Annotated in this window: 20 protein-coding genes and 1 riboswitch; of the genes, 10 read left to right on the forward strand and 10 right to left on the reverse strand. The window is 73.5% G+C overall.

What is annotated here, in order from left to right:
* The first annotated feature begins 426 nt into the window (after positions 1 to 426).
* Positions 427 to 522, forward strand: a riboswitch (TPP riboswitch).
* Both thiM and ACFWE1_RS05950 read left to right on the forward strand, forming a co-directional pair.
* Positions 513 to 1,373, forward strand: a complete 861-nt coding sequence (gene thiM, locus ACFWE1_RS05945; RefSeq protein WP_376932550.1) for a hydroxyethylthiazole kinase — start codon at positions 513 to 515, stop codon at positions 1,371 to 1,373. Its footprint overlaps the riboswitch before it by 10 nt.
* On the forward strand, positions 1,370 to 3,616 hold the full coding sequence (locus ACFWE1_RS05950) for a bifunctional hydroxymethylpyrimidine kinase/phosphomethylpyrimidine kinase (RefSeq protein WP_376932551.1): 2,247 nt from the start codon (positions 1,370 to 1,372) through the stop codon (positions 3,614 to 3,616). The genes thiM and ACFWE1_RS05950 overlap by 4 nt, the downstream gene beginning before the upstream one ends.
* Here ACFWE1_RS05950 and ACFWE1_RS05955 read toward each other — a convergent pair.
* The gene (locus ACFWE1_RS05955; RefSeq protein WP_376932552.1) at positions 3,601 to 4,170 is read right to left on the reverse strand and encodes a dihydrofolate reductase family protein; all 570 of its coding nucleotides are present in this window, start codon (positions 4,168 to 4,170) and stop codon (positions 3,601 to 3,603) included. The two genes, ACFWE1_RS05950 and ACFWE1_RS05955, sit on opposite strands and share 16 nt — an antisense overlap.
* A 139-nt stretch (positions 4,171 to 4,309) precedes the next feature.
* On the opposite strand from ACFWE1_RS05955, the gene ACFWE1_RS05960 reads away from it, so the two are divergent.
* On the forward strand, positions 4,310 to 5,419 hold the full coding sequence (locus ACFWE1_RS05960) for a DUF2510 domain-containing protein (protein ID WP_376932553.1): 1,110 nt from the start codon (positions 4,310 to 4,312) through the stop codon (positions 5,417 to 5,419).
* A 221-nt stretch (positions 5,420 to 5,640) separates the two neighbouring features.
* Here ACFWE1_RS05960 and gap read toward each other — a convergent pair whose 3' ends face one another.
* The 7 genes from gap to ACFWE1_RS05995 form a co-directional block, all read right to left on the reverse strand.
* Positions 5,641 to 6,642, reverse strand: coding sequence for a type I glyceraldehyde-3-phosphate dehydrogenase (gap, locus tag ACFWE1_RS05965; RefSeq protein ID WP_376932554.1), 1,002 nt, complete (start codon positions 6,640 to 6,642; stop codon positions 5,641 to 5,643).
* 111 nt (positions 6,643 to 6,753) lie between these two features.
* Entirely contained in the window at positions 6,754 to 7,707 is a 954-nt protein-coding gene (locus ACFWE1_RS05970) for a GlxA family transcriptional regulator (protein WP_376932555.1), read from the reverse strand.
* A gap of 64 nt (positions 7,708 to 7,771) precedes the next feature.
* The gene (locus ACFWE1_RS05975) at positions 7,772 to 8,944 is read right to left on the reverse strand and encodes an NAD(P)/FAD-dependent oxidoreductase (RefSeq protein WP_376932556.1); all 1,173 of its coding nucleotides are present in this window, start codon (positions 8,942 to 8,944) and stop codon (positions 7,772 to 7,774) included.
* Positions 8,941 to 10,044, reverse strand: coding sequence for a Gfo/Idh/MocA family oxidoreductase (locus ACFWE1_RS05980; protein ID WP_376932557.1), 1,104 nt, complete (start codon positions 10,042 to 10,044; stop codon positions 8,941 to 8,943). The genes ACFWE1_RS05975 and ACFWE1_RS05980 overlap by 4 nt, the downstream gene beginning before the upstream one ends.
* Positions 10,044 to 10,814 carry an amino acid ABC transporter ATP-binding protein gene (locus ACFWE1_RS05985; protein ID WP_376932558.1) on the reverse strand — a complete coding sequence of 257 codons (771 nt, stop codon included), beginning with the start codon at positions 10,812 to 10,814 and terminating at the stop codon, positions 10,044 to 10,046. Before ACFWE1_RS05985 ends, ACFWE1_RS05980 begins: the two co-directional genes overlap by 1 nt.
* Positions 10,811 to 11,587, reverse strand: a complete 777-nt coding sequence (locus ACFWE1_RS05990) for an amino acid ABC transporter permease (protein ID WP_376932559.1) — start codon at positions 11,585 to 11,587, stop codon at positions 10,811 to 10,813. Before ACFWE1_RS05990 ends, ACFWE1_RS05985 begins: the two co-directional genes overlap by 4 nt.
* Positions 11,588 to 11,651: 64 nt before the next feature.
* Positions 11,652 to 12,530: an ABC transporter substrate-binding protein gene (locus ACFWE1_RS05995; RefSeq protein WP_376932560.1), complete on the reverse strand. Its 879-nt coding sequence runs from the start codon at positions 12,528 to 12,530 to the stop codon at positions 11,652 to 11,654.
* 197 nt (positions 12,531 to 12,727) lie between these two features.
* On the opposite strand from ACFWE1_RS05995, the gene ACFWE1_RS06000 reads away from it, so the two are divergent.
* Complete coding sequence (locus tag ACFWE1_RS06000) at positions 12,728 to 13,792, forward strand: LacI family DNA-binding transcriptional regulator (protein WP_376932561.1); 1,065 nt, start codon at positions 12,728 to 12,730, stop codon at positions 13,790 to 13,792.
* Between the two features lie 117 nt (positions 13,793 to 13,909).
* Positions 13,910 to 14,458, forward strand: a complete 549-nt coding sequence (gene msrA, locus ACFWE1_RS06005) for a peptide-methionine (S)-S-oxide reductase MsrA (RefSeq protein ID WP_376932562.1) — start codon at positions 13,910 to 13,912, stop codon at positions 14,456 to 14,458.
* Between the two features lie 5 nt (positions 14,459 to 14,463).
* Here the strand turns inward: msrA and ACFWE1_RS06010 are convergent, their stop codons facing one another.
* Positions 14,464 to 15,399 carry a 5'-3' exonuclease H3TH domain-containing protein gene (locus ACFWE1_RS06010; protein WP_376932563.1) on the reverse strand — a complete coding sequence of 312 codons (936 nt, stop codon included), beginning with the start codon at positions 15,397 to 15,399 and terminating at the stop codon, positions 14,464 to 14,466.
* Positions 15,400 to 15,434: 35 nt separating this feature from the next.
* Here ACFWE1_RS06010 and ACFWE1_RS06015 point away from each other — a divergent pair, with 35 nt between their 5' ends.
* The 3 genes from ACFWE1_RS06015 (at position 15,435) to ACFWE1_RS06025 (ending at position 20,007) form a co-directional block, all read left to right on the forward strand.
* Complete coding sequence (locus tag ACFWE1_RS06015; RefSeq protein WP_376932564.1) at positions 15,435 to 17,258, forward strand: BCCT family transporter; 1,824 nt, start codon at positions 15,435 to 15,437, stop codon at positions 17,256 to 17,258.
* A gap of 34 nt (positions 17,259 to 17,292) precedes the next feature.
* Positions 17,293 to 18,330 (forward strand): aromatic acid exporter family protein, encoded by a 1,038-nt coding sequence (locus tag ACFWE1_RS06020; RefSeq protein WP_376932565.1) that lies wholly within the window; start codon positions 17,293 to 17,295, stop codon positions 18,328 to 18,330.
* A gap of 108 nt (positions 18,331 to 18,438) precedes the next feature.
* Positions 18,439 to 20,007 (forward strand): molybdopterin-dependent oxidoreductase, encoded by a 1,569-nt coding sequence (locus ACFWE1_RS06025; RefSeq protein WP_376932566.1) that lies wholly within the window; start codon positions 18,439 to 18,441, stop codon positions 20,005 to 20,007.
* 22 nt (positions 20,008 to 20,029) lie between these two features.
* Here the strand turns inward: ACFWE1_RS06025 and ACFWE1_RS06030 are convergent, their stop codons facing one another.
* Entirely contained in the window at positions 20,030 to 20,287 is a 258-nt protein-coding gene (locus tag ACFWE1_RS06030; RefSeq protein ID WP_376932567.1) for a hypothetical protein, read from the reverse strand.
* 78 nt (positions 20,288 to 20,365) lie between these two features.
* Here ACFWE1_RS06030 and ACFWE1_RS06035 point away from each other — a divergent pair, with 78 nt between their 5' ends.
* Entirely contained in the window at positions 20,366 to 20,908 is a 543-nt protein-coding gene (locus ACFWE1_RS06035; protein ID WP_376932568.1) for a hypothetical protein, read from the forward strand.
* A 16-nt stretch (positions 20,909 to 20,924) separates the two neighbouring features.
* A complete protein-coding gene (locus ACFWE1_RS06040; protein ID WP_376932569.1) occupies positions 20,925 to 23,837 on the forward strand; it encodes an aminotransferase class III-fold pyridoxal phosphate-dependent enzyme in 2,913 nt (970 codons plus the stop codon).
* Positions 23,838 to 23,847: the final 10 nt, after the last annotated feature.

The following is a 23,847-nucleotide window of genomic DNA, read 5'->3' on the forward strand; positions in this document are numbered from 1 at the left end:
TGGATTCGCTGGCGTCAGGGTGCCGGCTCGAGAGCCTGCTCGAGCTTCGCTTCGGGGCGCTGCTGGCGCCCCGCATTCGCGGGCTCGGCGAAGGCGGGCGTGAAGGTGCGCTGCAGAGACACGGTCACGATTCCACCTGCTTTCAGACTCCGGGGATGCCGCGCGATCGCGCAGCCTTGGAACCCTAGCGGCCCGGAGCGGCCGAGGTCAAGGACGGATGGCTCGCTGGGCCCGCTTGGTCCGCTGAGCCCGTCGAAGCAGCGGCGCCCTTCGACCGGCTCAGGGAACCAGAACTGGTCCGCTGAGCCCGTCGAAGCGGCGGCGGCGTCCCCTTCGACAGGCTCAGGGAACCAGGGGCGGCGCTCCCTTCGACAGGCTCAGGGAACCAGTCTTCGACAGGCTCAGCGAACCAGGGGTAGGCTCACCCACAGTGACACGGGGTGCCGCACGACCGCGGCTGAGAACACACCCGTCGAACCTGATCTAGTTCGGACTAGCGAAGGGATGTCGCGATGCAGACGCACGCCGCCATCGACCCTGCCCACCTCATCGACACGAGCGGCGAGCTGCTCGACCTCGTGCGATCGACGACACCGCTGGTGCACTGCATCACGAACGCCGTCGTCACGAACTTCACCGCGAATGCGCTCCTCGCCCTCGGCGCGGCGCCCGCCATGGTCGACCTCGTCGGCGAGGCCGGGCCGTTCGCGACGGTCGCGAGCGGCCTGCTCGTGAACCTCGGCACGCCCCAGCCCGAGCAGAGCGCCGCCGCGCGCGAGGCGGTCGCCGCCGCCCGCCAGGCCGGCACGCCCTGGGTGCTCGACCCGGTCGCGATCGGTGCGCTGCCGATCCGCACGGAGCTCGCGCACGACCTCGCCGAGCTGCGCCCGGCCGCCATCCGCGGCAACGCCTCCGAGATCCTCGCCCTCGCCGGCGTCGGCGCGGGCGGACGCGGCGTCGACGCCGCCGACGACACCGATGCCGCGGCTGAACCGGCCGCGGCGCTCGCCCGCCGGACGGGCGCCGTCGTCGCCGTCTCGGGTCCGGTGGACCTCGTGACCGACGGCACCGCGACCGTGCGCCTCGCGAACGGCGACGCACTCCTCACCCGCGTCACGGGCGGCGGCTGCGCCCTCGGCGCCGTCGTCGCGGCGTTCCTCGGCGCCGCGCGCGGAACCGGCATCGGGGCGCTCGAGGCCGTCGTCGCCGCGCACCTCGCGTACACGGTGGCCGCCGAGCACGCCGCCGACGGCGCGGCGGGCCCGGGCAGCTTCGCCGTGCGGTTCCTCGACGCGCTCGCCGCGGTCGAGGCATCCGAGCTTCGCGCGCTCGCCCGGGTCTCGATCGGCGCGCCGCTCGGAGCCGCCGCGTGAGCGCCCGGCGCGCCCTCGACCTCTCGCTGTACCTCGTGACCGACGCCGTGCTCTGCGGCGAACGCGGAGTCGCAGCGACCGTCGAGGCGGCCGTCTCGGGCGGTGCGACGGTCGTGCAGCTGCGCGACAAGCACGCGAGCGACGAGGAGCTCCTCGCCCTGCTCGGCCGGCTCGACGAGGCGATCGCGGGCCGGGTGCCGCTCGTCGTCAACGATCGGCTCGAGCTCGTGCTGCGAGCCCGCGCCGCGGGCCTTCGCGTCGACGGCGTGCACCTCGGGCAGGGCGACGCGGCAGTGCTCCGCGCGCGGGCCGAGCTCGGTCCGGACGCCATCGTCGGGCTCACCGCGAACACGCCCGCGCATCTCGCCGCGGTCGCCGCCCTGCCCGCGGGCACGGTCGACTACCTCGGCGTGGGCGTGCTGCGGCCGACCTCGACGAAGCCGGACCATCCGCCGGCTCTCGGCATCGCGGGATTCGCCGGTCTGCAGGCGGCCGCACGGGATGCCGCGGGCGCGCCGGTGCCGTGCGTCGCGATCGGCGGGGTGCGCCTGGAGGATGCCGCGCCGCTGCGCGCCGTGGGCGCCGCCGGGCTCGCGATCGTCTCGGCGATCTGCGCGGCCCCGGACCCGCGGCGCGCCGCCGCCGACTTCGCCGCCGCCTGGCGGGAGGTGCCGGGGCGGGGCGGGGCACGTCGGACCGACGACGACCAGCCGCCGCGGGCCCCGCGGGTGCCGCGCGTCCTCAGCATCGCGGGCAGCGATCCCTCCGGCGGTGCCGGCATCCAGGCCGACCTGAAGTCGATCGCCGCGGTCGGCGGCTACGGCATGGCGGCGATCACGGCGCTCACCGCGCAGAACACCCGGGGCGTGCGCAGCGTGCACGTGCCGCCCGCCGCGTCGCTGCTGGCGCAGCTCGACGCGCTCTCCGACGACATCGCCGTCGACGCCGTGAAGCTCGGCATGCTCGCGAACGCGGAGCTCATCCGCACCGTCGCGGAGTGGCTCACCCGGGTGCGCCCGCCGCTCGTCGTGCTCGACCCCGTCATGGTCTCGACGAGCGGCGACCGCCTGCTCGACCCGGAGGCCGAGGCCGCCCTGCGCGAGCTCCTGCCGCTCGCCGACCTCGTGACGCCGAACCTCGCGGAACTCGCCGTGCTCGCGGGCGCCCATCGGCCCGCCCCTGACTGGGCGAGCGCCCTGGCGCAGGCGACCGCGCTGTCCGCCCGGACCGGGGTGCTCGTGCTCGCGAAGGGCGGCCACCTCGGCGGCACCGAGGCGCCCGACGCCCTCGTCGACGCCCGCGCGGGCGCGGCGCTCGCGGAGATCGTCGAGTTCCACGGGGAGCGCATCGCGACGCGCGCGACGCACGGCACCGGCTGCTCCCTCTCTTCGGCGATCGCGACGCTCCGCGCGCGCCACGGGGCGTGGGAGCCCGCCGTCGCCGAGGCGCGCCGCTGGCTGCGGGAGTCCCTGCGGCACGGCGAGTCGCTGGAGGTGGGCGGCGGGCACGGCCCGGTGCACCACTTCGCCGGGCTGTGGTCCCGCGGCGGTCTCGACACGGCGCCCACGGCGGCCGAACTCGAGGCCGAGTGGTGGGCGGGCATCGCCGAGCTGCGCCGGGCGATCGACGAGCTGCCGTTCATCCGCGGGCTCGCGGACGGCAGCCTGCCCCGCGCCGCGTTCGAGGAGTACCTCTCGCAGGACGCGCACTACCTGCGCGAGTACGCCCGCGCGCTCGCCGAGGCGGCGCGGCTCGCCCCGGATGCCTCGGCGCAGGCGTTCTGGGCGGCGGGCTCCCGCGAGTGCCTGACGGGCGAGCTCGCCCGGCACGAACGGGATCTGGCCGGACGGCCGGGCACCGCGGCCACGCCGGTCGAGCCGAACGCCGTGAACCTCGGCTACCTCGACCACCTGCTCGCGAGCGGGGCCCGCGGCGGCTACCCCGAGCTCGTCGCCGCGGTGCTGCCCTGCTACTGGATCTACGACGATCTCGGCCGCCGGCTGCTCGCCGGGGAGTTCGGCCCGGAGCCCGGCTCGCCGGAGCATCCCTACGCCGAGTGGCTCGCGATGTACGCCGAGCCGTCCTTCGCCGTGTCGACGCGGCGGGCGATCGAGCTGGTCACCGGCGTCGCCGCAGCGGCCGCGCCGGAGGTGCGCGAGCGGATGCACCGGGCGTTCCGCCGCTCGGCCGAGTTCGAGCTGGCCTTCTTCGCGGCCCCGCTCGCGGCTCAGCTCACGTCGTAGACGGCCTTGACGACGCCGTTCGCGTACGCCGCGCGGTCGACGAGCTCGAGCTTCGTGCGGGGCCCGGGGTCATCGCCGAAGAGGCGCTTGCCCGCGCCGAGCAGCACCGGGAAGACGAGCAGGTGGTACCGGTCGACGAGGCCGGCGGCGGCGAGCGAACGGGCGAGCGTCGCGCTGCCCTGCACGATGACGGGGCCGCCGTCGCCCGCCTTCAGCTCGGCGACGTCGTCGAGGGAGCGGAGCAGGTGGCAGTTCGGCCACTCCGGCACGAGTTCGTCCTCCCCGAGCGTCGTGGAGACGACGTACTTGGGCATGGCGTTGTAGCGTGCGAACTCCTCGGTCATGGTGGGCCAGATCGGCGCGAACTCCTGGTAGCTGACCCGGCCGATGAGCATGGCTTCGGCCTCCTCCTGCTCGGCGCCCTTCAGCTCGTAGGCCTCCTCGGCGAACGGCACCTCCGTGAAGGTCCATCCCGCGCGCGGGTGGTCGCCGCCGCCAGGAGAGTCGATGACCCCGTCGAGGCTGATGAACTCCGTCACGATGAGCGTGCGCATGTCGTGTCCTTCCGTCGTCGCGGAGCCGAGTACCCCGCCCTATCCTTGCGTCGAACGAGCGCGCCCGGAATCGACACGGGGATGCCGCGCCGATACCCCCAGGATGCGGGGCACCCGGCGTTTCTGACACGATCGGAGCATGACCGACCCGAACACCGCCCCCGCCGGCTGGTACGACGACGGCTCCGGCCGGCTTCGCTACTGGGACGGCGCGAGCTGGACCGAGCACTTCGCCCCGCTGCCCGAGGCCGCGCCCGCCGAGGCATCCGCCGCCGAACCGGCCCCCGAGGCATCCGCCGCGACGACCGAGGTGATCGCGCCCCAGCCGGCTGAGGCGGCCGCGCCGGAACCGACCGCGGTGCCGCCGGTCGAGGCGAACCCGGCGTTCCCGGGGGCGCAGCCCGCGTACGGCCAGCAGGCGTACGGGCAGCAGCCCTACGGAGCCCAGCAGGCGTACGGGCAGCAGCCGTACGGCGCCCAGCAGGCCTACGGTCAGCCCGCCGCCTACGGGAGCTACACGCCGGTCGCCCCGAAGAAGGCGAACGTGCTCGGCCTCGTCGCGCTCGGCGTGGCCGTGCTCGGTGTGATCGGCGTCTGCATCCCGTTCGTAACGCTCATCGGCTTCGTGCTGCTCGTGATCGCGTTCATCCTGTCGATCGTGTCGTTCTTCCTGGCGGGTCAGCAGAAGTGGCCGGGCTTCGTGGCCCTCGGGCTCTCGGTGCTCGGCGGGATCATCGCGGGCGTCGTGCTGCTCGTGTCGATCTTCGTCGGCCTGGCCAACAGCGTTCCCGACGTTTCGGACTCGTCGAGCGACTGGCCCGAGTCGAGCGAGGAGGAGCTCGCTCCCAGTGATCCGCCCGCCGACGCGAGCGGCTTCGGCGAGACCTTCGTCTACGACGACGGCGTCGAGCTCACGGTCTCCGCGCCGGCGCCCTACACGCCGACCGAGCTCGCGGCGGGGGCGACGTACCCCGACAACGTGTACTTCACGGTGACGCTGAAGAACAGCTCGGACGCACCGGTCGACGTCTTCGCCTTCGGCGAGCTGGTGTCGGCCGGCGAGTACGGCAGCTCGATCTTCGACTTCGACGGCCCGCAGGGCGAGATCAGCCTGCCGCCGACCGAGACGGTCGAACCGGGCGGGACGCTCACGTGGGTGGAGGCGTGGTCCGTGGCCGACCCGGCCTCGCTCACCTACACGATCTCCCCGGGCTTCGACTACGACGACGCGGTCTTCACGACCGAGTAGTCGCGCAGCACGCACGGAACGGGCCGGACCTCCGCGAGGAGATCCGGCCCGTTCCGCATTCCGGCTCCGGCTCCGGCTCCGGCTCCGACGAAGTCGGACGCGCACCGAGCGGGCTCCACACCGGTCGATACGCATCCGGCCTCGCCCGGGACGCGCGCGCGGGAAGGTCGCGCGCGGCCCGGGAAGCCGGTGGGGCGAGGTCGTCATCCCCGCCCCTGGGCTCAGGCGCCGGCGAGCAGCCCGAGCGAGTCGACGACGCGGTTGGAGAAGCCCCACTCGTTGTCGTACCAGGCGACGACCTTCACATGGCGGCCGTGCACGCGGGTGAGGGCCGCGTCGAAGATCGAGGAGTGCGGGTTGCCCTCGATGTCGCTCGACACGATCGGGTCCTCGGTGTATTCGAGGATGCCCCGCAGCGGCCCTTCGGCGGCGGCGCGGTAGGCGGCGAGCACCTCGTCGAGCGTGACGTCCTTCGCGACGGTCGTGTTCAGCTCGACGATGGAGCCGACGGGCACCGGCACGCGGATCGAGTCGCCCTGCAGCTTGCCGTCGAGGCCGGGCAGCACGAGGCCGATGGCCTTCGCGGCGCCGGTCGAGGTCGGCACGATGTTGACGCCGGCGGCGCGGGCGCGGCGCAGGTCGCGGTGCGGGCCGTCCTGCAGGTTCTGCTCCTGCGTGTAGGCGTGCACGGTGGTCATGAAGCCGTGCTCGATGCCGGCGAGCTCGTCGAGCACGTGCGCGAGCGGCGCGAGCGCGTTCGTCGTGCACGAGGCGTTCGAGACGATCGTGTGCGAGGCCGGGTCGTAGTCGGTGTGGTTGACGCCGAAGGCGATCGTCGCGTCGGCGCCGTCGGAGGGCGCCGAGACGAGCACGCGCTTCGCGCCGGCCTCGAGGTGGGCGCGGGCGGCGTCGGCCGAGGTGAAGCGGCCGGTCGACTCGAGCACGAGCTCGACGTCCAGCTCGCCCCAGGGGAGCTTCGCGGGCTCGCGCTCGGCGAGCACCCGGATGCGCGCGCCGTCGATGACGAGCGCCTCGCCCTCGACGGTCACCTCGCGGTCGAAACGGCCGAGGGTGCTGTCGTACTTCAGCAGGTGCGCGAGCGTGGCCGGGGCGGTGAGGTCGTTGATCGCGACGACCTCGAAGTCGGCGCCGCGCTCGACGATCGCGCGCAGCACGTTGCGGCCGATCCGGCCGAATCCGTTGATGGCGATGCGAGTGGTCATGCCTCCAGCATCGTCGCGGAACGCCTCGCGCAGCAGTGGCTCGTAAGCCAGTGTCCGAAAGGATCGCGCCAGGCCTGCGCCGGGCCGCCACCGAGGCCGCCGCAGGCTGCCTCACTCGCCCCGGGCGAACGTCTCCCGGTAGCCGCTCGGCGAGGTGCCGAGGATGCGCTGGAAGTGCAGCCGCAGGTTCGCCCCGGTGCCCAGGCCGACCTGCGCGGCCACCTGCTCCACGCCGAGCTCGGTGCGCTCGAGCAGCTCGCGCGCGACGTCCACCCGGGCCCGCAGCACCCACTGCATCGGCGTGTAACCGGTGTCCTCGACGAAGCGGCGCGAGAAGGTGCGCGGCGAGACGTTCGCGTTGCGGGCGAGGTCGCCGAGCGTCAGCGGCTCGCCGAGCCGCTCCAGCGCCCACTGCCGCGTCGCGGCGAACACCGGGCCGAGCTCCTCGGGCAGGCTCCGCGGCACGTACTGCGCCTGCCCGCCGCTGCGATACGGCGCGGCGACGAGCCGGCGGGCGGCGTGGTTCGCGACGCCGACGCCCAGGTCGCGGCGCACGAGGTGCAGGCACAGGTCGATGCCGCTCGCGGCGCCCGCCGAGGTGAGCACGCTGCCCTCGTCGACGAAGAGCACGTTCGCGTCGACCCGGACGAGCGGATGCCTCGCTCGCAGCGCCTGCGTGTAGTGCCAGTGCGTCGTCGCCCGGCGGCCGTCGAGCAGGCCCGTCGCGGCGAGCGCGAACGCGCCCGTCGAGATCGCGGCGAGCCGGGCACCGCGCTCGTGCGCGGCCCGCAACGCCTCGACGACGACGACGGGCGGCGGCTCGCGGTCGGGGTGCCGGTAGCCGGGGATGAACACCGTGTCGGCCCACTCGAGCGCCTCGAGGCCGTGGGCCACGTGGTACGAGAGCCCGTCGCCGCCCGTGACGAGGCCCGGCGCCGCGCCGCAGACGTGCACCTCGTAGGGCATGCTCGCGCGGGTCGTGAAGACCTGCGCCGGAATGCCGACATCGAGGGGCTTCGCCCCCTCGAGCACGAGCACCGCGATCCGGTGCAGGGAAGTGGTCACCTGGCAAGGATGCCACGGACCGCAAGCCGATCGCCCGCGCAGGCGATCGGCTCGCGGCGGTGCGTCAGCGCTGCCCGACGGGCGCCCACGCCCCCGTTCCGACCGCCCCGGGCGCCTGACCGCCGTCGAAGCGCCCCAGCCCGAACGCGGCCAGCACCGGCGACGGCGTCCCGCTCAGGACCTCCTCGGCGAGCAGCTCGCCGAGGATCAGCCCGAGCGTCGCACCGGAATGGGTGAAGACCGCGTAGAGGCCGTCGATCGAGGGCACCGCGCCGACGACCGGCTCCCCGTCGCCGGGGATCGGCTTGAGGCCCGCACCGACGCGCGCCGCGCGCAGCCTCGGCCCGCCCGCGAGGACGCGCGAGGCCTCGTCGAGCAGACCCTGGACCGACGCAGCGGGCACCTCCACCGTGCCGTCCTCGGCGATCGTGACCGTCTGCTCGGCCCAGTCCGCGTCGAGGACGAGCCGGCCGTCGGGGGTGGGCCGCACCGCGACGCGCGGCGTGTTCAGCACCGTGCGCACGGCCGGCTCGACGGGATCGGTGAACAGGACGAACGCGCCCGGCGTGGCGTCCGGGATCGCTGCGCCGAGCTCGGCGAGCTGCACCGGCACGCCGGCGCCGGTGGCGAGCACCACCCGATCGGCCTCGATGAGCGTGCCGTCGGCGAGCACGACCCCCCGCGCGGCCCCGGCGTCGACCGAGACCCGGGCGGCGCCGGCGTGCTCGATCACCCGGGCGCCGTCGGCCTCCGCGTCGGCGACGAGCGCGGCGATCAGTTCGGGCAGGCTCACCCAGCCCTCGCCCGGATTGAAGATCGCCCCCTCCTCGGCGACGGCCGAGGCATCCACGTCCGGAGCGAACGCCGCCACCTCGTCGCGCTCCACCCAGACCGAGTCGTACCCGACGGAGCGCTCGAAGGCGAACGTGTCGCGGAAGCTCTCGCCCGGACCGGCCCACTTCATGCCCCCGTCGAAGCGCAGGTAGCCGGCGCTCTCCGGCCTCGCCGCGCGCCAGCTGCGGTACCGGTCGAGCGCGAGCAGCCGCAGATAGTGGTACGCGCTCGAGCGGTCGCCGGAGGAGTTCAGCCAGGCGATCGAGCGGCCGGACGCGCCGTCGGCGAGCCGCCCGGCGGTGATCAGCGTGACCCGCGCGCCGCCGCGGGCGAGCTGGGCGGCGGTCGACGCGCCGAGGATGCCGCCGCCGACGACGGCGACGTGAAGTGGAGTGGTGCTCATCGGATTCCTTCGTTCGGGGTGGATTGGTCCGCCGTCGTCGCGGCGCGCGGGGTGCGGAGGGGGGTCTCGGCGTGGAGCTGCTCGATCAGCTCGAGCACGGCGACGGCGTCGTCCGGTGCGACTGGAACCGGCGCGCCGTCCCGGATGGCTCGCGCGAGCTCGCGGTAGAACGCGCCGTAGTCGCCGCGCTCGGTGGGCCGCGGCGCGAGCGCGCCCTCGATGCCGACGACGCCCCACCGCTCGGGCGGGGTCTCGCCGTACCCCGGCGCGTCGGGCGAGACGCCGGCGTCGAGCGCGGCCTCCTGCCCGTCGAGGCCGTGCACGGTGTAGCCCCCGCTCGACCCGAGCACGTGGAATCGGGGCCCGAACTGCGCGGCGAGCGAGTTCATCCAGAGGTGCGACACGGCGCCGGACTCGTGGCGGAGGGCGACGAACGCATCGTCGTCGGCGATCCCGTCGGGCCGGTGCGCGGCGAGCTCGGCACGAGCCTCGGCGACGGGGCCGAGCAGCTGCAGCGCCTGGTCGATGAGGTGCGTCCCCAGGTCGTAGAGCATCCCGCCTCCCGCCGCGGGCGCAGCCTCGGCCTTCCAGCTCGCCCGCACCTCCGGCTTCCACCACTCGAAGCGGGATTCGAACCGACGGACGTCGCCGAGGGCGCCCTCCGCGAGGAGCCGCCGCAGCGTGAGGAAGTCCCCGTCCCAGCGGCGGTTCTGGAAGACCGTCAGCCGGCGGCCGAGCCGTCGGGCGATCGCGATGAGCTCGCGCCCCTCGGGCGCCGTCACGGTGAAGGGCTTGTCCACGACGACGTCGAGACCGGCCTCGAGCGCCGCGGCCGCCAGTTCGGCATGCGTCGCCGGCGGCGTGCCGATGACGGCGAGATCCAGGTCCCCGGCGGCGTCCAGCATCGCCGCGGCCGTCGGCAGCACCCGCGCGGCGGGGTACCGCGCGGCGACCTCGGCGGCGCGCCCGGGGTCGCCGGTCACGACGGCGTCGAGCGAGTAGGCGGGGTCCGCGTCGAGGAAGGGGGCGTGGAAGACGCGGCCGGAGACGCCGTAGCCGACGACGACGGTGCGGATCGGCACGGTCGGGGCATCCGCCATCAGAGCACCTCCGAGAGGAAGCGCTTCAGCCGGTCGCTCCGCGGCTCGTCGAAGAGCTGCTGCGGCGGCCCGGCCTCCACGACGCGGCCCTCGTCCATGAAGACGAGCTGATCGGCGACCTTTCGCGCGAACCCCATCTCGTGCGTGACGACGAGCATCGTCATCCCGCGCTGCGCCAAGCTCGCCATGAGGTTCAGCACCCCCTTCACGAGCTCGGGGTCGAGCGCGCTCGTCGCCTCGTCGAAGAGCATGACCTCGGGCTGCATGGCGAGCGCCCGGGCGATCGCGACGCGCTGCTGCTGCCCGCCGGACAGGTCCCGGGGGCGGTGGTCGGCGCGCTCCGCCAGCCCGACCTCGCCGAGGCGCTCGGCGGCGACCCGCCGGGCCTCCGCCTTCGACAGGCGCTTCACGTTCCGCAGCGCGAGCGCGACGTTGTCGAGGGCGGTGTGGTCGGGGAAGAGGTTGAAGTGCTGGAAGACGAGCCCGATGCGTCGGCGCACGACGTCGGGCTTCAGTCCGAGCGCGCTCTCGCCGGCGAGGAGCACCTCGCCGGACTTCGGCTCGTGCAGCCGGTTCACCCCGCGCAGCAGCGTCGACTTGCCGGAACCGGACGGCCCGATGATGCAGGTCGTCGTGCCCGGCGGCACCGTCAGCGAGACACCGCGGAGGACGTCGATGTCGCCGTAGGCCATGGTGAGCTCGCGGAGCTCGAGGCTCGACCCTTCGTAGAAGCGTCCGTCGGAGACGGGCACGGGCGAGGTGTAGGTCATGAGTTCTCCCCGTAGGTGAGGGTGACTTCTTCGACCTCGTCGAGGCCGCTCTGCGGCGGCGCGGGCTTGCGCCGTCCGGCGCGGAACCGGTGGTCGAAGTAGTTCACGAGGTGGGTGAGGGGCACGGTGATCACCAGGTAGAAGAGCCCGGCCATGACGAGCGGCGAGAGGTTGCCGGTGAGGACCGCGGCATCCTGGCCCACCCGGAAGAGCTCGCGCTCGCTGACGAGGAGCCCCAGGAAGTAGACGAGGCTCGAGTCCTTCACGATCGCGATGAACTGGTTGACCAGGGCGGGCAGCACGCGGCGCACGCCCTGCGGGACGACGACGAGCCGCATCGCGCTGCCGTAGCTCATGCCGAGCGCGCGACAGGCCTCGAGCTGTCCGCGATCGACGCTCTGGATGCCGGCGCGGAAGATCTCGCCGATGTACGCGCTCGCGATGAGGCTGAGGGCGAGGATGCCGAGCGGGTAGGGCGAGGGGCCGAACAGCTGCTGGCTGAACCGGGCGAAGCCCTGTCCGATGAGCAGGATGGTCAGAATCGCGGGCAGTCCCCGGAAGACGTCCGTGTAGACGCGCGCCGGGACCCGCAGCCAGGCGGTCTTCGAGATGCCCATGATGGCGATGATCATGCCCAGCACGATCCCGATCACGGTCGCCCAGACCGAGATCACGAGGGTGTTCACGAGTCCGACGCCGAGCAGCTGCGGGAGCACCTGCCACATCGCGTCGAAGTCGAAGAAGGTTCTGATGAGGTTGTCGAGCCAGTCCATCGGATGCTCCGTCGTGTCGGTGACGCCGGGCGGCCCCGTGGGAGCCGCCCGGCGTCAGCGGTGGCTACTGGGCCGGCGTCTCCGCCGGCGCCTCGGTCTGCTCGTCCGAGGGCAGGTACTGCTCGGGCATCGGCGAGCCCGGGAACCACTTCTGGTAGAGCTCCTTCCAGGTGCCGTCCTCCATCGCGGCGTGGAGCGCCTCGTTCAGCGCGGCCTGGAACTCGGGCTTGCCCTTGGCGATCGCGAAGCCGGCGGGTGCGTCGAAGGAGGGGATGTCGATCGCGTTCACCAGGCCGAACTGCTCGGCGTACTCCTTGGCCGCTTCGTAGTCGAGGAAGTGCGCGTCGATCGAGCCGCTGTTCACCGCGGAGATGGCCGCGTTGTTGTCGGGGAAGCGGACGAGCTCGGTGTCGGTGAAGTGCGTGACCGCGTAGGCCTCCTGGAGCGTGCCCTGCACGACGCCGAGCCGCTTGCCGGCGAGGCTCGCCTCGTCGGTGATGCCCGAATCGGGTGCGGCCATGACGGTGAGGTAGCCCGCGAGGTAGCCGTCCGAGAAGTCGACCGTCTGCTCGCGTTCCTCGGTGATGCCGATCGCTGCGACGCCGACGTCGAACTGCCCGTTCGCGACGGCGGCGAGCAGGCCGGAGAAGTCCTGGCCCGTGAAGACCACGTCGTCGATGCCGATGCGGTGGGCGACATCGGTGAACAGCTCCACGTCGAAGCCCGTGAATTCGCCGGAGGCATCCGTGAAGGTGTACGGCTTCGCGTCGCCGAGGCTCGCGACCCGGATCTGACCGGGGGTGATGAGCCCGTAGGGATTGTCGTCGCCGCCGGCGGTGGCGGCGGGGCCGCCGCCACTCGAGCAGGCGGCGAGGACGAGTGCTGCAGCGGCGGCCGCGACGGCGGCGACCGTCCTGCGGACGCGGGTGGGGGCGGGGGTCATGATGGTTCCTCTCTGAACACGGGACGCTGAGCGCGGAAGGTGATGCGGGGCGGGACTGACGGAGTGAGACCGGTCTCAATGTGCGAGAATGAGACCGGTCTCAATCGCGTTTCTGGGAGCGTACCCGGGCGATGGCCACCCGTCAACCGATAGCGTCGATCCGACGCCCGTGAACGGCGGACCACCGAGGAGGCGATGTGGGCGAGCACGGCACCGGACGCCGCGAGATCACCGTGAGCGACGTCGCATCCGCCGCACGCGTCTCGAAGGCGACCGCCGCACGCGCCCTCGGCGACTACGGCGCGGTGAGCGATGCCGTGCGGGATCGCGTGCAGAAGGCCGCCGAAGAGCTCGGCTACCGGCCGAACGCGCTCGCGCGGACCATGAGCACCGGCCGCTCGCACACCATCGGCATCGTCATCGGCGACATCGAGAACCCGTACTTCGCCCAGGCGACGCGCGCCGCCGCCGATGTCGCCGCCGCCGCGGGCTACGACGTCATCCTCTCGAACTCCGACGAGGAGCCGGACCGCGAGGCGCAGGCCGTCGCGGTCCAGTTGGCCAAACGCGTCGACGGCCTCCTCGTGGCGCCCGCCTCCTCGCTCGCGCCGGACACCCTCCAGCCCGTGCTCGACGCGGCGCGCCCCCTCGTGCTCTTCGACCGCGCGGTGCCGTCCCTCGACGTCGACACCGTGATCACGGCGAATCGCAGCGGCGCGCGTCGACTGACCGCGCTCCTCCTCGCCGCGGGCCACCGTCGGATCGCCTTCGTCTCCACCCTCGCCCACGCGGGCGGCTACCGGCTCGGCGAGGTCCTCGCCTCGTCGTCGGTGGCCGAACGCGTGCAGGGCTTCACCGAAACGCTCGCCGAGGCCGGCATCGAACACCCCGAACGGTTCGTGCATCTGAACGCGAAGGAGCACGGGGTGGAGGAGCTCGTGGTACGACTCCTCCGGGCCGAGGAGCCCCCGACCGCGATCATCGCCTCGGACAGCCTCGTCGCCCTCGCCGCCTTCCGGGCGGCCAGGCGGCTCGGCATCCCGATCCCCGGACGGCTCTCGCTCGTGGCGTTCGACGACGCCGATTGGACGGGCCTCACGACGCCCGGCATCACCGTCATGGCCCAGCCGATCCACGAGATCGGCGCCGAAGCGGCACGGGCCCTCCTGCGCCGGATCGGCGGCGACGGCTCGCCGGCCGCCACGACGGTCCTCGACCAGCAACTCGTCGAGCGCGAGTCGGTGGCGCCGCCGGCGGACTGACCCGGTCGCGCGCCGGCATCAGTCCGTCACCGGGCTCGCGGAACACCCGGGCGGGCGCATACGTTCTTCTCTGTGGGCGCGTGCGACCGCGTGCCCACGAGAACGAAGGAGCGGACCATGACCGACACCGGCGCCATCACCACCATCCCCGGCACCGAGACCGCGGTGCTCGCCGGCGGCTGCTTCTGGGGCATGCAGGACCTCATCCGCCGCCGCCCCGGCGTCATCAGCACCCGCGTCGGGTACACCGGCGGGCAGAACGACCACGCGACGTACCGCAACCACCCGGGCCACGCCGAGGCGATCGAGATCGTCTACGACCCGACGAAGACGAGCTTCCGCGAGCAGCTGGAGTTCTTCTTCCAGATCCACGACCCGACGACCCTGAACCGCCAGGGCAACGACCTCGGCACGAGCTACCGCTCGGCCATCTTCCCGACGAGCCCCGAGCAGGAGCAGATCGCCAGGGAGACCATCGCCGACGTGGATGCCTCGGGCCTGTGGCCGGGCGAGGCGGTCACGACGATCGAGCCGAGCGGCCCCTTCTGGGAGGCCGAGCCCGAGCACCAGGACTACCTGGAGCGCATCCCCAACGGCTACACCTGCCACTTCGCGCGCCCGGGCTGGGTGCTGCCGAAGCGCGAGCAGGCGAGCGCGGCGGAGTAACCGGTTCAGGCGGTGCGGTCGAGTGCGGCTTCGAGCCGGCCGACCGTGCCGCCGAGGTTCCACTCGGCGCCGAGCTGCTCGAGCCGCTCGCGGGCGGCGGCGTCGAGCGGCCGGAGCTTCGCCGTGTCCGGCTCGAAGCCGAGCGGCAGCTCGCGGCGCACCCGCACCACCTCGGGGGCCACGGCGAGGTAGTCGGCCGCCGCGGCGAGCTTCGCCCGCACCCCCGCCGACATACCGGGCTCCCCCGCATCGGCCGCGGCGAGCACCCCGTCGAGCGTGCCGAAGGTCTGCAGCAGACCCGCAGCCGTCTTCTCGCCGACGCCGGCGACACCCGGCAGCCCGTCCGAGGCATCCCCGCGCAGCGTGGCGAAGTCCGCGTACTGCTGCGGCAGCACCCCGTACTTGCCGACCACCGTCGCCTCGGTGACGAGCTCGAGCTTGCTCATGCCGCGCGCGGTGTTGATGAGCCGCACGCCGGCGGCGTCGTCGACGAGCTGGAAGAGGTCGCGGTCGCCCGTGACGATGTCGACGGGCATGGGCGCGCCCGTCGCGAGCGTGCCGATGACGTCATCCGCCTCGGCCTCCGGCGCGCCGACCACGGCGATGCCGAGCACGTCGAGGAGCTCGCGGATGCGCGGGATCTGCGCGACGAGCCCCGGCGGCGTCTCCTCGACGTCGACCCCGCCCGGCACCGCCTCGACCACACGGTGCGCCTTGTAGCTCGGGATGCGCTCGACCCGCCAGGCGGGCCGCCAGTCGTCGTCCCAGCACGCGACGAGGTGCGTCGCCTCGTAGTCCGTCGTGAGCCGCGCGATCATGTCGCCGAGGCCGCGCACGGCGTTCACCGGGGTGCCGTCGGGCGAGACGATCGAGTCGGGCACGCCGAAGAAGGCGCGGAAGTAGAGCGACGCGGTGTCGAGGAGCATCATGCGGTCGGCCATGCGCCGATCCTGCCACGGCTCGCTACCTTTGACGCATGGAGAAACGACTTCCGCCTGTTCAGCGCTGGGTGTTCTGGCCCGCGGCGGTCGTGATCGTCGCCTTCGTGGTGTTCGCCCTCGTCGCCCCCGACGCCGCCGAGACGGTGTTCGGCGCCATCCAGTCGGGCATCGTGAACACCTTCAACTGGTACTACGTGCTCATCGCCGCGTTCTTCGTCGCGGTCAGCCTGTTCTTCGGGTTCAGCCGCTTCGGCGACATCAAGCTCGGCCGGGACGACGACGAGCCGGAGTTCTCGTTCCCGGCGTGGCTGTCGCTGCTCTTCGCCGCGGGCATGGGCATCGGCCTCGTCTTCTACGGCGTGAGCGAGCCGCTCAGCCACTTCGTCTCGCCGCGGCCGGGCGTCACCGGCACGCCGGAGCAGCTCGCCCAGGCCGCGCTCAGCCAGACGTACCTGCACTGGGGCATCCACGCCTGGGCGATCTACGTCGTCATCGGACTGGCGCTCGCGTACGCCATCCACCGTCGCCGCCGGCCGATCTCGATCCGGTGGACGCTCGAGCCGCTGCTCGGCAAGCGCGTCGAAGGCGGGTGGGGGCACGCGATCGACGTGATCGCCCTCGTCGGCACCCTCTTCGGCGTCGCGACCTCGCTCGGCCTCGGCGTGCTGCAGATCAGCGCCGGCCTGCACGCCGCCGGCTTCGCCGAGCCGGACGAGTTCACCCAGGTGATCATCATCCTGGTGATCTCGGTGTTCGTGCTGTTCTCGGTGCTCTCGGGCGTCACGAAGGGCATGAAGTGGCTGTCGACGGCGAACCTCGTGCTCGCCGGGCTGCTCGTGCTCTACCTGCTCGTGTTCGGGCAGAGCGAGTTCCTGCTGCGCGAGTTCGTGCAGTCCATCGGCAACTACATTCAGAACTTCGTCGGCCTCTCGTTCAACACGAGCGCGTTCCAGGGCGCGGCCGGCGAACAGTGGCAGGCGTCGTGGACGTCGTTCTACTGGGGCTGGTGGATCTCGTGGGCGCCGTTCGTCGGCATCTTCATCGCGCGCGTCTCGAAGGGCCGCACCGTGCGCGAGTTCGTGATGGGCGTCATCATCGTGCCCACGCTGCTCGGCATCCTGTGGTTCGCGGTGCTCGGCGGATCGGCGCTCGCGATCGAGCTGCAGACCCCCGGGGCGTTGACCCGGCCCGACGGCACGGTCGACGTGCAGGGGGCGCTGTTCCAGCTGCTCGAGTACGTGCCGGGCACGCAGGTGGTGACGATCGGCGTCATCATCCTGATCGCGATCTTCTTCGTCACCTCGGCCGATTCCGGCGCGCTCGTGATGGGCATGATCGCGACGGGCGGGCAGCTGAACCCGAAGCGCTGGATCCGCACCTTCTTCACCGCGATCACGGCGCTGCTCGCGATCGCGCTCCTGCTGAGCGGCGGGCTCACCGCCCTGCAGACCGCGGCGATCATCATCGCGCTGCCGTTCAGCGTCGTGATGCTGCTGATCTGCTGGTCGACGATCATCGCGTTCCGCCGGGAGCGGCGGGCGTACGAGCGGGCGCAGCGTGCGGCCTTCATCGACCGGATCGGCGAGGTGTACGGGCTCGAGGCGGAGCCGGGCGAGGGCGCCCCGGTGGGCGCGCAGCCGCGCTGGGTGCGCTCGCTGCGGCGGCGCTTCGGCCTGGCGGATGCCCCGACGACGGAGCGCCGGCTGTCGGCGACCGCGCTCGAGGCGGAGCGGCGAGACGAGCTCGGCGTCCCGGGCGCCGACGTCGACGAACTCGTCGACCGCGACGAGCTGGCCGTGCTCGACGATCCGGAGATCCCCGCGCACGGCGAGGACGAGCCGCGGGGCACGCCCCAGTAGCGTGGCCCCGGGCGGCGCGCAGTAGCGTGGTCGCATGGGCATGACCGCCGTCTTCCGGGCCGCGAAGCGGGCGTCGCTGCTGCAGGTGGCGAAGTCGGCGGTGGCGACGTTCGCCGCGTGGCTCGTGGCGGGCTGGATCGTGCAGGGGCAGCTGCCCGTGTTCGCCGCGATCGCGGCGCTGCTCGTGGTGCAGCCGAGCGTGAACCAGTCGTTCGCGAAGGCGATCGAGCGCAGCATCGGGGTGATCGCGGGCGTCGTGATCGCCTCGGCGCTCGGCCTCGTGTTCGGCTCGGCGAGCTGGGTGGTGCTCGTCGCGATCGTGGTGGCGATGCTCGTCGCGTGGGCGCTGAAGGTGACGCCGGGCACCGGCAACCAGGTCGCGATCAGCGCGATGCTCGTGCTGGCGCTCGGCTCCTCGAGCCCGGAGTACGCGGTCGACCGCATCTTCGAGACCCTGATCGGCGCCGCGATCGGCATCGTCGTGAACGCGCTCATCGTGCCGCCCGTGCTCGTCGGTCCGGCTCGGCGGGATCTGGCGCTCCTCGGCGGGGAGCTCGCGGCGAGCCTCAGCCGACTGGCGGCGGCCCTCGAGTCGCCGCAGTCGGCGCACGCGATGCAGCAGCTCATGCTCGAGGCGCGGCTCATGCGGCCGATGCGGGATGCCGCCGAGGCATCCATCACCGCCGGCGAGGAGTCGCTCACCCTGAACCCGCGGCGCTCGGCGCACCGCGACGAGCTCCGCGAGCTGCGCGCGCTGGTCGAGAAGCTGAGCCCGATCGTGACACAGGTGATCGGGATGACCCGGGCGACCCTCGACCACTACGACCCGGCGCTCTCGGAGGAGCCCGCGGTACAGGCGATCGCGGAGCAGCTGCGCCGCGCAGCGCACGACGTGCGGCTCGCGGTGCATCTCGCGGACATCGAGCCGGAGCCCGCCCCGATGACCTCGGCGGTGCCGGCGCTCACGGCCCCGCTCGTCGTGACGGCGCCGCGCTCGGGCCACTGGATCCTCATCGGCTCGCTGCTGGAGGACCTGCGCCGCATCCACGCCGAGCTGCTCGACGAGGGCTGAGCCTCCCTCCCGGCGCCCATGAAGTCAGTATTTGCGGGTCGCCGCGGCCCCGCACCCGCAAATACTGACGTCGTGCCTGCCTCCGGGGGGCGAGCGTAGGCTGACGGGGTGACCCGGGCCGTTCGAACGGCGCGACGCCGCGACGCGGCGCTCGCGGGGATCGTCGCGGTCGGCGCCGGCCTCGGAGTCGGCGAGCTCGTCGCCGCGTTCGTCGCCCCGAGCGGCGGCCCGATCACCGACGTCGGCGGTCTCGCGGTGGATCTCGCCCCGGCCTGGGCGAAGGATGCCGCGATCGCCCTCTTCGGGACGGCCGACAAGCTCGCACTCCTCGTCGGCATCGCGCTCGTGCTCGCGCTGCTCGCGGCCGCCGCCGGCGTGCTCGAGGCGATCCGCCCGCCGATCGGCACCCTGCTCGTCATCGCGGCGGGCGCCGCGGGCGTCGTCGCCACCGCGACCCGGGCGCAGTTCTCGCCGCTCGGCCTCGCACCCCCGCTCATCACCGCACTCGTCGCCGTGCTGCTGCTGCGGCGGCTCGTTCGCCTCGCGGCGCTCGCGGCACCGCGAGCGGACTCCGCCGGGACTGTGGATGCCGAGGCATCCACCCTGCCGGCCGGGCCCGACCGCCGCCGCTTCCTCGCCTGGGCCGCCGGATCCGCGGCGCTCGGCGTGCTCGCCGGGATCGGCGGCTGGACCCTGCGGGCCGGCGCGAGGGTCGCGAGCGCCGCGCGTGACGCCATCCGACTGCCCGCACCTGCGACGCCCGCCCCGGCGATCCCCGCCGGCGCCGCCTTCGACGTCGACGGACTCACTCCGCTGATCACGCCGAACGAGGACTTCTACCGGATCGACACGGCGCTGCAGGTGCCGATCATCGATCCCGCCGACTGGCAGCTGCGGGTGCACGGGCTGGTCGACCGCGACGTAACGCTCGGTTGGGACGAGCTGCTCGCCCTGCCGCTCGAGGAGCACGCCGTCACCCTCGCCTGCGTGTCGAACGAGGTCGGCGGCTCGCTCATCGGCAACGCCACCTGGCTCGGCTACCCGATCGCCGCGCTGCTCGACCGCGCCGGCGTCTCGGCGGACGCGGACATGGTGCTCTCCCGCAGCATCGACGGGTTCACCGCGGGCACGCCGCTCGAGGTGCTGCGCGACGGGCGAGCTGCGCTGCTCGCGATCGGGATGAACGGTGAGCCGCTGCCCGCCGAGCACGGCTTCCCCGTGCGACTCGTCGTGCCCGGGCTGTACGGCTACGTCTCGGCGACGAAGTGGGTGACGGCGCTCGAGGTGACCCGCTTCGACCGGGCTCGGGCGTACTGGACCGACCGCGGCTGGAGCGAACGCGGCCCGGTGAAGCTGTCCAGCCGCATCGACGTGCCGCGCGAGCCGGTCGGGGCGGGCCCGGTCGTCGTCGCGGGGGTTGCCTGGTATCAGCACGTCGGCGTCGCGCGGGTCGAGGTGCGCGTCGACGGCGGCGCCTGGCGGGAGGCTGAGCTCGCGAGCGCCATCTCGGACGACACCTGGGTGCAGTGGCGCTGGACCTGGGATGCCTCACCGGGATCCCACGAGCTGCAGGTGCGCGCCGTCGGATCGGACGGCACGGTGCAGACCTCCGAGGAGCGGCCTCCGGCCCCCGACGGCGCGACCGGCCTCGACCGCCGCGTCGTCGAGGTGCGGTGAACGTGCCCCGTCGGGGCGCCGCTCAGCCGAGCAGCTCGCGGACGGCGAGGCCCCACTCGAAGCCGCACTCGTGGCAATCGAAGATGGGCGCGTCATCGAAGGTGAAGCCGTCGAGCCCGGTGTCGGGGTCGGCGGCGGCCTCGACCTCGAGGTCGAGCGGGCCGTAGAGGATCACGTGCACCGCGTGCGAGTCGCACCGCGGGCAGCGCTCGTCGACGGCCCGGGCGGGCGCGGGGCCGGCGGCGGGGTCGGATTCGAGGCTCATCGTGCGGTTCGTCATGGCAGCCACGGTACGCGCGGCCTCCGACATCGACCGCAGCGCCGCGGCGCGTCGCCGCCGGAGCCCTAGGCTGGCAGCGTGCCCGCATCGACGCCCGCTCCCGCCCCAGGCCGGTCGACCCCGGAGTCGCCGACGAGCCGCATCCTGCGCGCGAGCTTCGCCACCGAGGAGGCCGTCTACGGCGTCATCCTCGTCGCCGGCCTGATCGCCGTGTCCGGAGTGCACGGAGCGACCTCGTTCACCGTCTTCGCGACCGTGATGATCACGGTCGTCGTGTTCTGGCTCGCCCATCTCTACGCCGGCACGGTCGCCGGGCACGGTCTCGCCCACGACCGCATCGTCGGCATCCGCGAGTCGTTCCGCGCCGCGTTCCGCCGCTCGCTCGGCCTGCTGCTGTCCGCCCTCATCCCCTCGAGCATCCTGCTGCTCGGCACCGCCCGGGTCATCGACGACCGCGCCACCATCTGGGTCGCCCTGTGGACGTGCGTCGCCGTGCTCGCCGTGCTCGGCTTCGTCGCCTTCCAGCGGCGCGGCGCCCCGTGGCCCATCCGCGTGCTCGGCTCGCTCACGACCGCCGCGTTCGGCGTCGTGATCATCGTCGCGAAAGCCCTCATCCACTGACCTGGAATCCACCGACATGGAACGGACGAACGACCCCATGCCCGACGCGCCCCGCGGCTTCGACTTCTTCAGCGCCGGCGAGCTCCCCGCCCCGAACCTGCCGGCCGACGAGGTCGCCGCGATCGCCCGAGACCACTGGGGGCTCGAACTCGCGCTCGCCCCGCTCGGCAGCCAGCAGGACCAGAACTTCCTCGCCCGGCTCGCCAACGACGGGTCGAGGGATGCCTCGGCCGGCACCCCGATCGGCGTCGTGAAGATCACCAACCCCGCCTTCGGCGCCGAGGAGCTCGCCGCCCAGGACGCGGCGGCCGCCCGCATCGCCGAGGCCTCCCCCGCCGTCCGCGTCGCGACGACGCTGCGCAACGCGGAAGGCGCCCCGCTACACGTCCGCGCCGAGACGAGCGAGGGCGGCCTCGACCTCCGCGTGCTGCGCTTCCTCGACGGCGGCACCCTCACCGGCGACGCGTACCTCTCCCCCGCGGTCGTCGCCGGGCTGGGCGAGCTCGCCGCGAGCTCGGTGCTCGCGCTCGCGGACTTCGACCACGCCGGGCTCGACCGGGTGCTGCAGTGGGACCCGCGGGTCGCGGACCGCGTCGTCGCGCTCCTCGCGACTCACCACCCGGATGCCTCGCGGCGCGCCCTCGTCGAGGCCGCGACGGCCGAGGCCTGGGCGGTGCTCGCGCCGCTCGCCGAGGCGCTGCCGATGCAGGCCGTGCACCTCGACCTCACCGACGACAACGTCGTCTGCCGCACCGAGCGCGGCATCCGTCGCCCTGACGGCATGATCGACTTCGGCGACGTGACCCGCAGCTGGGCGGTCGCCGAGCTCGCCATCTCGATCTCGTCGGTACTGCACCACGACGGCGCCGAGCCCGCGTCGGTGCTGCCCGCGGTGCGGGCCTTCCACGCGCGGCGGCCGCTCAGCGAGGCCGAGATCGCCGCCATCTGGCCGATCGTCGTGCTGCGGGCCGCGGTGCTCGTCGTGAGCGGCGAGCACCAGGTGCAGCTCGACGGCGGCGAGAACGCGTACGCGGCCGCGGGAATCGCCCGGGAGTGGCGCATCTTCGAGCGGGCGAGCTCGGTGCCCATCGAGGTGATGACGGCCGTCATCGCCGACGCGCTCCGCGAGGACGAGCACGGGGGCGGCGCGGCGACGGCGGCGACCGACGCGAGCACGGCGAGTGAGCGCCCGGGCATCGCCCGGCTCGACGTCTCCGTCTTCGCCGACGCCGTCGACGGCGGCGCCTGGCTCGACGGCGCAGCGCTCGAGGAGCGGCTCGCCGTCCGCGCGCTCGACGCCGGGGCATCCGCCGCCTGGCTGCCGCGCGCCGTACCGCGGCTGACCGCGAGCACCCGCCGCTCGGCGGAGTCGCCCGCGACGATCCCGCTCGGCGTCGACGTCTGGTTCGCCGAGCAGACCCGCCTCGAGGCCTCCGAGCACCTGATCCTGGACGGCGCGCTGCAGCAGGCCGACGGCGAGTGGATCGCGCCCGCGCGCACCCGGGTGCGCGCCCGCCTCGGCCGTCCCGACGCCCCGCACCTCGTGCGCCCGGAGTATGCCGCGGGCTGGCTCGCGGTCACCGACGATCCCGCACCGATGTTGGGCCTCGCCGACCCGGAGCCGGCGCGGGTGTCCGCCGCGAGCACCGGCCCGTCCCTGCTCGCCCGCCGCGACGCCTCCTTCGCCGAGGTGCAGGAGCACTACTACGACGCCCCGCCGCAGATCGAGCGCGGCTGGCGCGAGCACCTCGTCGGCACCGACGGCCGGGTCTACCTCGACATGGTGAACAACGTCACGCCGCTCGGGCACGGGCACCCGGGCGTCGCCGAGGCCGTCGCTCGGCAGCTGCGCCGGCTGAACACGAATTCGCGCTTCCACTACGCGGCCGTCGTCGAGTTCTCGGAGCGGCTCGCCGCGCTCCTGCCAGAGCCGCTCGACACCGTGTTCCTCGTGAACTCCGGATCCGAGGCCGCCGATCTCGCCATCCGCGTCGCCCTCGCCGCGACCGGCCGGCGCGACGTCGTCAGCGTGCTCGAGTCGTACCACGGCTGGACGTACGGCTCGGATGCCGTCTCGACCTCGATCGCGGACAACCCGAACGCCCTCGCCACGCGCCCGGACTGGGTGCACCCGATCGAGGCGCCGAACCCCTACCGCGGCCGGTACCGCGGCGCCGAGGCCGCACGCTACGCCCCGGAGGCCGCGGCCGCGATCCGCGAGCTCACCGCCTCGGGCCGCCCGCCCGCCGCCTTCATCGCCGAGACCTTCACGGGCAACGCCGGCGGCATCCCGCTGCCCGACGGCTACCTCGCCGAGGTCTACGCCGCCGTGCGCGCCGAGGGCGGGCTCGCGATCGCCGACGAGGTGCAGGCCGGGTACGGCCGGCTCGGCGAGTGGTTCTGGGGCTTCGAGCAGCAGGGCGTCGTGCCCGACGTCGTCGCCGTCGCCAAGGCGATGGGCAACGGCCACCCGCTCGGCGCGGTCATCACGAGCCGGGAGATCGCCGCCCGCTTCCGCAGCCAGGGCTACTTCTTCAGCTCCACCGGCGGCAGCCCGGCGTCCTCGGTCGCCGGACTCGCCGTGCTCGACGGCTACGCCGAGGAGGGCCTGCAGCAGCACGCGAGCGAGACCGGCGCGTACCTCAAGGGCCTCCTCGAGGAGCTGCAGACCCGGCATCCGCTCATCGGCACGGTGCACGGGCTCGGCCTGTACCTCGGCGTCGAGTTCGTCCGCGACCGCGAGACCCTCGAGCCGGCGACCGAGGAGACGGCGGCCATCTGCGACCGCCTGCTCGAGCTCGGCGTCGTGATGCAGCCGACGGGCGACCACCAGAACGTGCTGAAGACGAAGCCGCCGCTCGTCGTCACCAGGGAGAGCTGCGACTTCTTCGTCGCGATGCTCGACCGGGTGCTCGCGGAGGGTTGGTGACGCGCCGCGA

The sequence above is a fragment of the Agromyces sp. NPDC060279 genome, assembly GCF_042726785.1.
Classification (GTDB): Bacteria; Actinomycetota; Actinomycetes; order Actinomycetales; family Microbacteriaceae; genus Agromyces.